The organism is Burkholderia sp. LMG 13014 (assembly GCF_905232215.1).
GTDB lineage: Bacteria > Pseudomonadota > Gammaproteobacteria > Burkholderiales > Burkholderiaceae > Burkholderia.
In genome coordinates this window covers 1-12,031 of record NZ_CAJNKE010000149.1, presented here as the reverse complement: position 1 = coordinate 12,031, position 12,031 = coordinate 1, and the positions used below count along the sequence as shown (strand labels likewise).

Annotated in this window: 10 protein-coding genes and 1 pseudogene; 5 read left to right on the top strand and 6 right to left on the bottom strand. The window is 66.9% G+C overall.

Features of this window, described 5'->3' with window-relative positions; all coding sequences use genetic code 11:
- Both JYJ84_RS16845 and JYJ84_RS16840 read right to left on the bottom strand, forming a co-directional pair.
- A partial coding sequence (locus JYJ84_RS16845) for a proline/glycine betaine ABC transporter permease (protein WP_205189300.1) occupies positions 1-789 on the bottom strand: 789 nt, incomplete at its 3' end.
- 70 nt (positions 790-859) lie between these two features.
- Positions 860-1,897 (bottom strand): ABC transporter substrate-binding protein, encoded by a 1,038-nt coding sequence (locus tag JYJ84_RS16840; protein WP_011356435.1) that lies wholly within the window; start codon positions 1,895-1,897, stop codon positions 860-862.
- Positions 1,898-2,459: 562 nt separating this feature from the next.
- Here JYJ84_RS16840 and JYJ84_RS16835 point away from each other — a divergent pair.
- The 5 genes and pseudogenes from JYJ84_RS16835 to JYJ84_RS16815 all read left to right on the top strand — a co-directional run bounded on the left by JYJ84_RS16835 (position 2,460) and on the right by JYJ84_RS16815 (position 7,720).
- Positions 2,460-3,611, top strand: coding sequence for a porin (locus JYJ84_RS16835; protein ID WP_122948638.1), 1,152 nt, complete (start codon positions 2,460-2,462; stop codon positions 3,609-3,611).
- 504 nt (positions 3,612-4,115) lie between these two features.
- Positions 4,116-5,105, top strand: a complete 990-nt coding sequence (locus tag JYJ84_RS16830) for an RDD family protein (RefSeq protein WP_122948637.1) — start codon at positions 4,116-4,118, stop codon at positions 5,103-5,105.
- Between the two features lie 92 nt (positions 5,106-5,197).
- Positions 5,198-5,449, top strand: a pseudogene (locus tag JYJ84_RS16825) (porin); the annotation flags it as partial.
- Positions 5,450-5,774: 325 nt separating this feature from the next.
- The gene (blaOXA, locus tag JYJ84_RS16820) at positions 5,775-6,584 is read left to right on the top strand and encodes an OXA-1043 family class D beta-lactamase (protein ID WP_175218985.1); all 810 of its coding nucleotides are present in this window, start codon (positions 5,775-5,777) and stop codon (positions 6,582-6,584) included.
- Positions 6,581-7,720 carry an acyltransferase gene (locus JYJ84_RS16815; protein WP_175218983.1) on the top strand — a complete coding sequence of 380 codons (1,140 nt, stop codon included), beginning with the start codon at positions 6,581-6,583 and terminating at the stop codon, positions 7,718-7,720. Before blaOXA ends, JYJ84_RS16815 begins: the two co-directional genes overlap by 4 nt.
- Before the next feature lie 129 nt (positions 7,721-7,849).
- On the opposite strand, the gene JYJ84_RS16810 is transcribed toward JYJ84_RS16815, so the two are convergent.
- From JYJ84_RS16810 to JYJ84_RS16795, 4 genes are all read right to left on the bottom strand, one after another.
- Positions 7,850-8,602 carry a hypothetical protein gene (locus tag JYJ84_RS16810; RefSeq protein ID WP_174956753.1) on the bottom strand — a complete coding sequence of 251 codons (753 nt, stop codon included), beginning with the start codon at positions 8,600-8,602 and terminating at the stop codon, positions 7,850-7,852.
- Positions 8,603-8,634: 32 nt separating this feature from the next.
- Positions 8,635-10,026, bottom strand: a complete 1,392-nt coding sequence (locus JYJ84_RS16805) for an alkaline phosphatase (RefSeq protein WP_175218981.1) — start codon at positions 10,024-10,026, stop codon at positions 8,635-8,637.
- Between the two features lie 32 nt (positions 10,027-10,058).
- Positions 10,059-11,495, bottom strand: a complete 1,437-nt coding sequence (locus JYJ84_RS16800; protein WP_122948632.1) for an alkaline phosphatase — start codon at positions 11,493-11,495, stop codon at positions 10,059-10,061.
- Positions 11,496-11,647: 152 nt separating this feature from the next.
- Positions 11,648-12,031, bottom strand: a 384-nt coding sequence (locus JYJ84_RS16795; protein ID WP_205189299.1) for a class I SAM-dependent methyltransferase, incomplete at its 5' end; no start/stop codon positions are given.

The following is a 12,031-nucleotide window of genomic DNA, read 5'->3' as shown; positions in this document are numbered from 1 at the left end:
GATCACGATCGCGAGGCCGGCCTGCGTGCCCTTGCCGACGTCGAGCGTCTGGATGCCCGCGAGCACGTCCTCGCCGAGCCCGCGCGAGCCGATCATCGACGCGATCACGACCATCGACAGCGCCATCATCGTCGTCTGGTTGATACCGGCCATGATGCTCGGCCGCGCGAGCGGCAACTGCACGTTGACCAGCAGTTGCCAGCGCGTCGTGCCGAACGCACGCGCGGCTTCCGTCACGTCCGGATCGACCTGGCGGATGCCGAGATCGGTCAGGCGGATCAGCGGCGGCAGCGCGTAGATGATCGTCGCGAGGATCGCGGGCACCTTGCCGAGCCCGAACAGCATCAGCACCGGGATCAGGTACACGAAGCTCGGCAGCGTCTGCATCACGTCGAGCACGGGCAGCAGCATCCGGCGCAGCCACGCGCTGCGCGATGCGAGGATGCCGAGGGGCACGCCGATCGCGACCGACAGCACCGTCGCGACGAGCATCAGCGCGAGCGTCTGCATCAGCTTGTCCCACAGGCCGAAGCAGCCGATCGCGTAGAGCAGCAGCATGAAGAGCACGCCGAGGCCGATGCGGCGCGTCGCATTCCACGCGATCGCGCCGACGACCAGCAGCACGAGCCACGGCGGTGCGACACGCAGCGCGCCTTCGAGCGGCACGAGCAGGTAGCGCAGCACCAGTATGCTGAAATGATGGAAGCTGTCGCCGTATTGCGCGACGAATGTCTCGAGCGCGCTGTTCACCCAGTCGGCGATCGACAGGTGCAGAAAGAAGCCGTTCATGTCCGTTCTCCGTCGCGCCGCGAAGGCGCGTGACGGCGGCGGCAGGCGCGGGCCCGCCGCCGCGCGCTGGTTACGCGCCCTTCAGGCTGCCTGCGATCTTCTGCGCGACGTCGGCCGGCACCCACTGCTTCCACATGTCCTGGCGGGTCTTCAGGAACTGCGTGGCCATCGCCGCGCCATCGATCTTCTTCGTCGTCATCTCGAGGATCGTCTGGTTCAGGAAGTCCATCGGAAAACGCACCTTGCCGAATACACCGACGAGATCGGGGTTCGCATCGGCGAACGGCTTCGACACGCCGACCGTCAGCCGCGACACCATGTACGACGACGCGCACTGGTGCGTGCTGCTCTCGTCGCGCAACGTCTTCCAGCATGCTTCGTTATAGGCCGGCATCTTCAGCGCGGTGAACTTGTATTTCGCCATCAGCGCGGCCGGGCCCCAGTAATAGAACACGATCGGCGCGCCGCGCTGGTACGCGGACGCGATCGCCGCGTCGAGCGCCGCACCGGTGCCCGGGTGGAAGTTCGTATACGACTGGTCGAGCTTCAGCACGCGCAAGAGGCGCGTGTTCACGCGCTCGCAATCCCAGCCCGTCGGGCAGTTCAGGAAGCGGCCCTTGTCCGGTTCCTCCTCGTCGGCGAACACCTGCTTGTACTTCGGCAGATCGTCGACCGACACGAGCCCCGGCGCGACCGGCTTGATATTGCGCGCCGGATCGCCCTTCACCACGTAGTCGGGCACGAACCAGCCTTCCGTCGTGCCGCCCGGCAGCGTGTCGCCGATCAGCTTCACGGCGCCTGACGACACGGCCTTCGCGGTGATCTCGCTGCGGCCCGTCCACTGCTCGGCCCAGATCTGCAGGTCGTTGCGCGCGAGCGCCGTTTCGGTGGCGGCCGTGCTGCCCGGTACGACGTCCGTCTTGCAGCCGTAGCCCTTCTCCATGATCTGACGCAGCACTTCCGTCGCGAACGACCCGCTCTCCCACGTGATGCCCGCGAAATGGACCGTCTTGCCGTCGGCACACGCGCCGCCGGCCGCGTGGGCGGCGGGCGCGGACAGGATCGCCGCGGCGGCGAGAAGGACCGTTTTCAGTCGTCGAATCTGCATGGTGGGTCGTCTCCAAATCGAATCTGTTGTTTGTGCGTCGCGGCATGCGCGGCGACCGGCGAATCGCGAATCCAGTCACGTCCGGTCAGTCTGCATGTTTCAGCCGCCAATATGTTTAGGGAAACGAGTAATTCCGATCATTGCAATCGGCGGCGCCAATCGATCCCTGCGCACCCTGTCAGGCCCGCCGGACGGGCCTCTCGGCCGATATCGCGAGCCCCAGCACGGCCCCGCGCGCGCTGTGTCGCCCCCCGTTCGGCCGTTGCGCGACCGGCGTCGAGCCGCCGCGCCATGCCCCCCGTTTCGGCTGTCGAAACGGCCTGTCGCGCCCCCATTGGCGAACCCGATCCCATCCATCGAAATTACTCGCTTTCGATTCCTTTTCGGCTTGGGAAGAATGCGCGGAGTCATCGGAGGAGACACGACCCGACGCTGCCGGTCGCCGCGCCTTGCGCGACCCGGCGCCGTACGCGCTGCACCGGGTCGCCCCGGATGACGGGGCGCGCCTCGCCGGACGCGCTCACGACAACCGATACAAGCTGGATATCCCGGAGATCTCTCAATGAAAAAGACCCTGACGGCGCTCGCCGTAACGGCAACCTTCGCAGCCCCCGTGTTCGCGCAAAGCAGCGTCACGCTGTACGGCGTGATCGACGAAGGCCTGAACTACACGAACAACGTCGGCACCGGACACGTCTACGAAATGGCGAGCGGCTACGCGCAGGGCAGCCGCTGGGGCCTGAAGGGCAGCGAGGATCTTGGCGGCGGCATGAAGGCGATCTTCCAGCTCGAAAACGGCTTCGACGTGAACACCGGCCGGCTCAACCAGGGCGGCCGCATGTTCGGCCGCCAGGCGTACGTCGGCCTGAGCCAGACGCAGTACGGCACGCTGACGTTCGGCCGCCAGTACGACTCCGTCGTCGACTATCTCGCGCCGACCACGGCGAACGGCAACTGGGGCGGCTACCTGCTCGCGCACCCGTTCGACAACGACAACACCGACAACTCGTTCCGCCTCGACAACACGGTGAAGTACGCGAGCCCGAACTTCGGCGGCTTCCAGTTCGGCGGCGCGTACAGCTTCAGCAACAGCACGAACTTCTCGGACAACCGCGCGTACAGCTTCGGCGCGCAGTACCAGAACAACGGCCTGCTGATCGGCGCCGCGTACCTGCAGGCGAACCGCCCGGGCGACGGCTCGGCCGGCGCGATCACCGCGAACGACGCGAGCTACATCGCCGAGCGCATGCGCGTGTTCGGCGCGGGCATCAACTACACGTTCGGCCAGGCGACGGTCGGCTTCGCGTACACGAACTCGAACTACAAGAACCCGACCGGCAACGGCTACCTCGGCAACCCGGGCGCGATCATTGCACCGGGCGCGACGGTCAGCGCGATCAAGTACCAGAACTTCGAGCTGAACGGCTCGTACCAGATCACGCCGGCGTTCATGGTCGGCGCGCAGTACGTGCTGTCGCTCGAGAAGTACGACGCGTCGACCGGCAACGCGAAGCCGAAGATCCATTCGGCCGGGCTGATGGCCGACTACAACCTGTCGAAGCGCACCGACGTGTACGTGCAGGCCGCGTACCAGCACATCGCCGGCGACAAGACGAACTCGATCCTCGACAACGCGTTCATCCCCGGCACCGACGCGCCGTCGTCGACGTCGAACCAGGTCGCCGTGCGCGTCGCGCTGCGCCACAAGTTCTGACGCAACCCGGTTCTCCGTTCTTCACGCGACACCCGCGCCGGTCGGCCCGAGGTGTCTTTGCCCGCCCGCAAGCGCAAGCCTGCCGGCGGGCTTTTTCATGGTTCATCGCCAACTGGCGGCGCGCATGCGAAACAGCGGCTACCGCGTCGAACCGGACACACGCGTTCGACGGCCGCACGAAAATCCCCGACAATCGTTTCCAGCCTTGCATGTCCGCTGGGGCCCGTCTCGATCCCGCGCCCGGCTGATACGCTCGCCGCGCTTGCGCTGCCCGTCGGGCAGTGCACGCCTCGCCGCGTTCGGGTCGATCGCCGATCAGCCGCAGGCGGCATGAAGCCCGTTCGCGCTTGCGCATTGCTCACAATAGTTTGCAATTTTGCGTCAAGCCGGTCGATATGATCTGCCTGTCACGATCGTATCGGTATCGGCCTATCCAATCCTGCGGCCGCGCGCCGCAAAGAGCTCAAACGGCTCGACGAACATAACGCATCGGGGGCGACGGCAATGGAGCGCAATGAAGACCCAAAATCACATGGCGCCGCCGGCTTCTGGCGACGAACCGCCGCCTTTTCGATCGATTCAATCCTGCTCGGGCTGATCGGGCTGGCGATCGCGATCCTGTTCTTCGATGCCCTTTCGACGATTGGCGAATGGGGAAGGCTGATCGGCTTCCTGATCGGCTCCATCTACTTTGGCCTGCTCGAGGGCGGGCATCGGCACCAGTCGCTCGGCAAGCGGGTGATGAAGATCCGTGTTGCCGATAGCACCGCCCCTGACGAATCCGGTCCCGGGTACGTTCGTGCCTGGGCACGGTACGCGCTGATCGCCATTCCGCTGATACTCGGCGGCATCGGCTTTATCGACCTGCCCGCGCTTCGCGATCCGGGCATGGAATGGCTCGCCACCGCAAACGGCGCGGTCGTGTTCTTCTGGTGCCTGGCATTGCTGTATCTGCTGGTTTTCAACCGGCCGAGCCGACAGTCCGTACAGGATCTGCTCACCGCCAGCCGGGTCGTGCGTGTCGCGGCCCCCGTCGAGCATGCCGCGCCGGTTGGCCGCAAGCACTGGGCGATCCTGGCCGTCCTTGGCCTGCTTATGTTCGCCGGCAGTCGTTTTGCGGCAACGCGGTTGATCGATGACGATCGCATGGCCGATATCCGTCAGATCCAGCGTGCGACCTCCACCGTTCCGGGCGTGATCCAGAGCGGCGTCTGGATCAGCAACATGCGGGTGAGCGGTCCGGCGGGCCAGATGCCGGAAGCGATCGCCACCATCACCGTGCTCGCGAGCACGCCGACACTGCTGAACAAGGCCGGGGCGACCGCTGTCGCGCACGCAGCGCTTTCCGCGTCGGCCTGGCTGCGAAAACAGGATCGCGTCAACGTGATGAGCGTCCGCTCGGTCAATCTTGGCATTGCGACGTGGCGAAACCAGTTTTTCATGGGTCGCTCGCCTGCCGAATGGACCGCGACGGTCGGCACCGAATCGACGTGAGGAAGCAGGAATGAGTGACATCGGCATGGGGTCGTCCCGGTTGTCTACGGCGCCATCTAGCGGCCATTGACGCTTTTTTCGGATCCCTCTGGCAGTACGTGCTGTCGCTCGAGAAGTACGACGCGTCGACCGGCAATGCGAAGCCGAAGATCCATTCGGCCGGGCCGGTGGCCGACTACAACCTGTCGAAGCGCACCGACGTTTACTCGCAGGCCACGTACCAGCACATCGCCGGCGACAAAACAAACTCGATCCTCGACAACGCATTCATCCCCGTTACCGACGCGCCGTCGTCGACGTCGAACCAGGTCGCCGTGCACGTCGCGCTGCGCCACAAGTTCTGACGCAACCCGGTGCTCCGTTCTTCACGCGACACCCGCGCCGGTCGGCCCGAAATGTCTTTGCCCGCCCGCAAGCGCAAGCCTGCCGGCGGGCTTTTTCATGGGCGCGGCCGTGCGTGACAGGGTCGATGCGGCAAGCCCCGTTAGAAAACGCGCGCGCCCCGTCAACCGTGACAGGTCAACGGACGGCCATCCGTCGATACACTGTGCACCTTCGCAACGGACGCCATCCATTCGATCCTCGATGCCGGCCGTCGCCTTCATTGCGCACGACCTGCCGCCTTCCGCCCGCACCGCGCGCAGGTCGCACATCCCCGAGGAGTGTCACTTGAAACACTGGCGCCGCGCGCTGTTCACCTTCGCCGCCGGCCTTCTGGCCGCCGCGTCTTCCCAAGCCCGCCCGATCTGCACCGTCGTCGCCGACGCCGCCACCGGCCAGGTGCTCGTGCAGCAAGGCGACTGCACGACGCGCGTGACGTCGGCGTCGACGTTCAAGGTGGCGATCAGCCTGATGGGCTACGACGCCGGCGTCCTGAAGGACGAGCACACGCCAACGCTCGACTTCCATGCCGGCTACCCCGACTGGGGCGGCGCGCCATGGCGCGAGCCGACCGATCCGGCGCGCTGGATGAAGCTGTCGATCTTCTGGTATTCGGAGCAGGTCGCGCAGGCACTCGGTCAGGCACGCTTCCAGCAATACACGAACGCATTCGGCTATGGCAACGCGGACGTCACCAGCAAGCAGGGCGAGCTGAGCGGCGTGATGGGTGCGTGGGCCAACTCGTCGCTGCAGATCTCGCCGCTCGAACAGGTCGGCTTCATGCGGAAGATCGTGAACCGCACGCTGCCCGTCAGCGCGCACGCGTACGACATGACCGAACGCATCACGCTGCTCGACGCGCAGCCGGGCGGCTGGATCGTGCACGGCAAGACGGGCACCGGCTCGCCGGGCCTCAAGTACGACGGCAAGCATGCGTATGGATGGTTCGTCGGCTGGGCGACCAAGGGGCCGCGCACGGTGGTGTTCGCGAACCTGATCCAGGACGACCACCAGCAGCAGCCGGGAGCCGGCATGCGCTCGCGCGACGCGTTCCTCGACGCGCTGCCTGCCCTCGCCGAAACGGGCAGGCCGCAATGAGCGCCGGCCCGCGCAACGCGCGGATCGACCTGCTGCGCGGTGTGTCGATCCTGCTGGTCCTGCTGCATCACTTCAACATTCCTTACTCGCTGCGCGACACGTCGCTTGCGCGCATGGTCGGCTGGGATGCGGTGCACGCGGTGGCACGCAACGGCAACTACGGCGTGACGATGTTCTTCGTGATCTCCGGCTACCTGATCACGTCGAATGCGCGGCGCCGCTGGGGCCACCTCGGCGCGGTCGACCTGCGCGCGTTCTACGTGTCGCGCGTCGCGCGCATCGTCCCGTGCCTGCTCCTGCTGCTCGCGCTCGTCAACGGGCTCGCGGCGGCCGGCGTGCCGATCTTCCAGAACCATGCGCCGGAGGGCATCGCCGTGTCGTTCTGGCTCGTGAATCTCGCGTCGCTGACGTTCTGGATGAACGTGCTGATCGGTGCCTACGGGTGGGTCAACTACGCGCTCGGCGTGCTGTGGTCGCTGTCGGTCGAAGAGGTGTTCTACCTGTCGTTCCCGCTGCTGTGCGTCGCGTTGCGCCGCGATGCGCGGCTGGTCGCGTTCTGGGTGGTCATCGCCGCGATCGGGCCCGTGTACCGCTTCACGCACGCCGGCGAAGAAGGCGGGTTCCTCTATGCGTACTTCGCGTCGTTCGACGGGATCGCGATCGGCTGTTGCACCGCGCTGCTGGCCGAGCGCGCAAGCTGGCAGCGGCTGGCCGCGCCCCTTGTGCAGTGGCCCGTCGCGGCGGCGATGGCCGCGCTCTATCTGGCCTGGCCGATCGCGGAAAGCCACGTCGCCGGCGTCACCGCGATGGCACTCGGCACGGCCGTGCTGCTGATCGGCGCGCACGTCAACGGCGAACGCGTGCAGGGCCGCCTGCTCGCGCCGTTGTGCCGGGCCGGCAAGCTGAGCTACGAGCTGTACCTGTTCCACCTGATCGTGCTCGGCGGGCTGCGCACGTTCTGGCCGCCGTCGGCCACGCATGGCGACACGAAGCTGCTGTTGCTGATCGCGTATCTGGCGTTGTCGGCGGCGCTGAGCGCGGCGATCGGGCGCGGCTATGCGACACCGCTCGACCGCTTCATCAAGCGGGTCGCGTCGCGGCCTTCCGCGCGCGTGCCGGACGGCGCGCGCTCCTAGCCCGCATCGGCGATCGCTGCCGCGGCGCCACGAGAAGAAATAGAAAATCGGCCAGGGCCCGGCCGTATCGCTTGACGATACCGGCCGGCCTGACCGCAAGCCCCGCGTACAGATGGTCGAAATCGTCGATCAGTCGAGATAATCCGCGTATTCCTTGCGCGTATAGCTGGCGAGCGTCTGCCACGGCAACGTCTCCCGCCGCGCGGCCGGCGTCGGCGTAAGCGTCAGCTTGCGCACGACGCGGCCGTCGGCGCTCCGGTACTCGACCGACAGCGGCGCCTGCCACTTCTCGCTCCACAGGATCCGGTTCACGCCGCGCGCGCCGGGCGTGTCGACCGCCTGCTCGTACCAGCGCGTGCCGGGCGCGTCGCCACGCTTCGCCACCGCGAGCCGCTTCAACTGCGACGGCGGCGTGACGTAGTACGCGTTGTCCCACGAGCCGTCGAAGCCCGTGGTTTCGTACTCGGCCGGCGGCACGCTGACGACCGTCCGGTTCGCCGCATCCACATACTCGATGCGCGTCGTCTTGCCGTCGGACGTCACGTGCCGCGCGGCCGCCTGGAAGTTGAAGTGCTTGTGGCCGGCATGCGCGGCGGCCGGCTGCACGCCGGCGCGCGGCGGTTTCTCACGCGCACCGCCCGCGTCGTGGTCATGGTCGTGATCGTCGTCGTGGCTACCCGCCACCGCGACGGGCAGCACACGCTCGACCCACACGTGCCCGTCGCGCCGCACCATCCGTTCGCGATACAGCGTCGTGCGTGTCACGCCGTCGGCCGACACCGTGCGGCTCTCGTGCAGCAGCACGGCGTCGAAATCGGCCGCTGCAAGGGCCGGTAGCGCAACCCACCCGCAAGCGAGCGCACAGAGAAGCTGACGTTTCATCGGGCGTTCCCGTTCCTCATGATGTCAACGGATCAGAAACCGAACGCCGAGCGCACGAGACCGAACACCTTCGTGTTGTCGATCGTGCCCTTGAACGCCTTCGCGTCCGCGCCGTCGGCGAACAGCATCACGTCGCCGCCGCCGTGCGTCTCCGAGCCCGCGCTGCCCATCCGCACGCCGACTTCCTGCAGGTACGCCTCATTCGTCGCCGTGGCCGAATCGACCGACGCGCGCACGTTCGGCCGGTTCGCGCCGTTGCCGAACACCAGCGTCGTGTAGGTATTGCCGTCGGCGTCCTTGCTCGGCTGGCCGTCGCGATAGTTGCGGCTGATGTCGAGGATCGGGTTGCCGCGCTTCGAATAGCCGTTGATCGTCATCGTGTGGTCGTGGTCGGCCGTCACGACGATCAGCGTGTTCGACAGGTCGACCTTCGACAGCGCGACGCGGATCGCTTCGTCGAATGCCACCGTGTCTTCGAGCGCGCGCTTCGCGTTGGTGCCGTGCAGCGCGTGATCGATCCGGCCGCCCTCGACCATCAGGAAGTAGCCGTTCGAATTCTTCGACAGCACGTCGATCGCCTTCGACGTCATCTCGGCGAGGCTCGGCTGCGACGGCCCTTCACCCTTGCCGGCCGCGCGATCGAGTTCGTATTCGAGATGGCTCGTCGAACTGAACAGGCCGATCAGCTTGCCGTTGCCGGCCTGCGCGAGCTGGTCCTTGGTCGCGACGACGGTGTAGCCCTTCGCCTTCATCTCGTTGAGCAGGTTGCGCCCGTCCGCGCGGCCGCGCTTGTTGGCCACCGGATCGAACGGCGTCCAGTGATTGCGGCCGCCGCCCATCAGCACGTCGACGCCGTCGCCCAACGCCGCGTTGTAGCCTGCGCCGCCCGGCGCCGCCTGCGCGGCGATGTCGTACTGCGCATCGCGATGGCAGATGTGCGAGTAGGTCGCGGCCGGCGTCGCGTGCGTGAGTTCGGTCGTCGTGATCGAGCCGACAGCCTTGCCGCGTGCCTTCGCGAGTTCCAGAAGCGTCGCGACCGGCTGGCCGTTGCCCGGCGCGCAGTTGTTGACGGTCTTGTTGCCGTTGGCGTCGCTGCCCGGCGCGACCGCGCGCGTGTCGGACGACATCGACAGCACTTCGTTGTTCATCTTCACGCCGGTCATGTACGCGGCCATCGACGGCGCGCTGTCGGTCGTCTGCGCGTCGTTCGAGAAGGTCTTGACGCGCGCGGTGCGAGCCAGCTTCTCCATCGTCAGTTGCCCCGACTCACCGACCTTGTAGATCCGGCTCGCCGTCACGGTCGTCGGCCCCATGCCGTCGCCGAGAAAGAAAATCACGTTCTTCGCCTGGCCGGCGGCCTGCGCCGCGCCGCACGCGAAACCCGCGACGGCCAGCGCCGCCGCGATGCACTTGATGGTCGACATCCTGTATTCCCCTGTACCCGTATGGTCGGCGCTCACAGCTGCACCGCGTTGCGCACCAGCTCGAACACCTTGTTGTTCTCGATCACGCCGTGGAACGCATCCGCGCCGCGGCCGATCGCACCGAGGAACACATCGGTGCCGCCGTGCGTCTCGTTGCCCTTGTCCATGCGCACGACTGCCTCCTGGCGATAGTCGTCGGCGCCCGTCACCGCATCGGTGAGCGCGGTGCCCGCGCGGCTGCCCTGCACGCGGTTCTCGCCGTTGCCGAAGCCGATGATCGTGTACGGCGCGCCGTCCGCGTCCTTCGCGACCGCACCCGTCTGGTAGCTGCGCAGCACGCCCAGCACGCCGGGCTTGCCCGCCTCGGTCTTGCCGGTGCGCGCCGCATAGCCGTTCAGCACCAGCGTGTGGTCGTGGTCGGCCGTGACGACGATCAGCGTGTTCTTCAGGTCGGGATCGGTCTTGCGCACCTTGTCGATCGTGGCCTTGATCGCGTTGTCGAACGCGACCGTGTCCTGCAGCGCGCGCTTCGCATTGGTGTCGTGCAGCGCGTGGTCGATCCGGCCGCCTTCGACCATCAGGAAATAGCCGTTCGGGTTCTTCTGCAGCACGTCGAGCGCGCGCGTCGCCATGTCGGTGAGGCTCGGCTCCTTGGTCGCGCCGCGATCGAGGTCGTAGCTCATGTGGCTCGACGAGAACAGGCCGACCAGCTTGCCGCCCTTCGTCGCATCCGCGGCCAACAGGTCGTCGCGGTTCTGCGCGAACGCATAGCCCTTCGCCTTCAGCTCGTTGACCAGGTTGCGCCCGTCGGTGCGCTTGCCGCCGCCGTCCTTCGGCACGAAGAATTGCGTGCCGCCGCCGAGCACGACGTCGACGCCGTCGCCCAGCGCGCCGTTGTAGCCCGCGCCGCCCGGCACGAGCTGCGCGGCGATGTCGTTCTCGGCGTCGCGATGGCACACGTGCGCATACGTCGCGGCCGGCGTCGCGTGCGTGACGCGCGTGGTCGTCACGACACCGGTGGCCAGCCCCTGCGCCTTCGCGATCTCGAGCAGTGTCGTTGCCGATTTGCCGTTGTTCGCGCCGCAGTTGCCCGTGAGGCTCGCGGTCGGCTCGATCGCCTTCGTGTCGGGCGACATCGAAATCACTTCGTTGTTGGTCTTCACGCCGGTCATGTACGCCGACATCGACGGCGCGCTGTCCGTCACCTGCGCATCGTTGGAATAAGTCTTCACGAACGCGGTTTCGGGCAGCGTGTCGATCGTCAGCGCGCCGTCTTCACCGACCGCATAGATACGCGCGGCCGTCATCGTCGTGATCCCCATGCCGTCGCCGAGGAAAAAGATCACGTTGCGCGCGGCCGCCTGCACGGGCGCGGGCGACGTGCTGCTGGTCGGGCCGTCGTCGCTACCGCATCCGGCCAGTGCAAAGGCGCCCGCACACAGCAGCGCCGCCAGTTTGATTCGATTCATGTTGCCGGTTCCCCCCGCCATTGTTGCTTTCGAAATGAAAGGCGATGGTAGGAACCTGATGTGACGGCAATATGAATGCTAATTGGAAGGGTTAGAAGGATTGATGAAAGGAAACGGCGAGGCGCCACGGTCGGGCGCCCCGCGCGGCGGCGTCATTCCGCGTGTTCGGCGGTGATGCCGCGCACGGTCACGATGCGCGCAGGCGGTATGTTTGCCCAGACGATCCGGCTGCCGCAGGCAACAAATGCCGAATCGCCCAGCGGATGACGGCCGGGCGGCCGCAGGTCGTACGTGAACTGGATCATCACGCCGTCGGCCGACAGCACGCGATGGCATTGATCGACGATGGCCGTCACGTCCTGCCGCGGCAGCGTGCGCAGCGGCAGGCACGACACGATCGCGTCGACGCGCGCATCGGGCGGCAGCAGCCGCTCGAGCTGCCGCGCGTCGCCCGACACGATCGAGATACCCGGAAAGCGCCGCCGCAGATGCTGGACGAACGCCGGCGAACGCTCGACCACGACGAGGCGCCGTGG

Bases quoted from the DNA above. Each gene is read 5' to 3' on its own strand.
- JYJ84_RS16840 (WP_011356435.1), bottom strand. From the start codon at position 1,897: ATGCAGATTCGACGACTGAAAACGGTCCTTCTCGCCGCCGCGGCGATC.
- JYJ84_RS16835 (WP_122948638.1), top strand. From the start codon at position 2,460: ATGAAAAAGACCCTGACGGCGCTCGCCGTAACGGCAACCTTCGCAGCC.
- JYJ84_RS16830 (WP_122948637.1), top strand. From the start codon at position 4,116: ATGGAGCGCAATGAAGACCCAAAATCACATGGCGCCGCCGGCTTCTGG.
- JYJ84_RS16815 (WP_175218983.1), top strand. From the start codon at position 6,581: ATGAGCGCCGGCCCGCGCAACGCGCGGATCGACCTGCTGCGCGGTGTG.
- JYJ84_RS16810 (WP_174956753.1), bottom strand. From the start codon at position 8,602: ATGAAACGTCAGCTTCTCTGTGCGCTCGCTTGCGGGTGGGTTGCGCTA.
- JYJ84_RS16805 (WP_175218981.1), bottom strand. From the start codon at position 10,026: ATGTCGACCATCAAGTGCATCGCGGCGGCGCTGGCCGTCGCGGGTTTC.
- JYJ84_RS16800 (WP_122948632.1), bottom strand. From the start codon at position 11,495: ATGAATCGAATCAAACTGGCGGCGCTGCTGTGTGCGGGCGCCTTTGCA.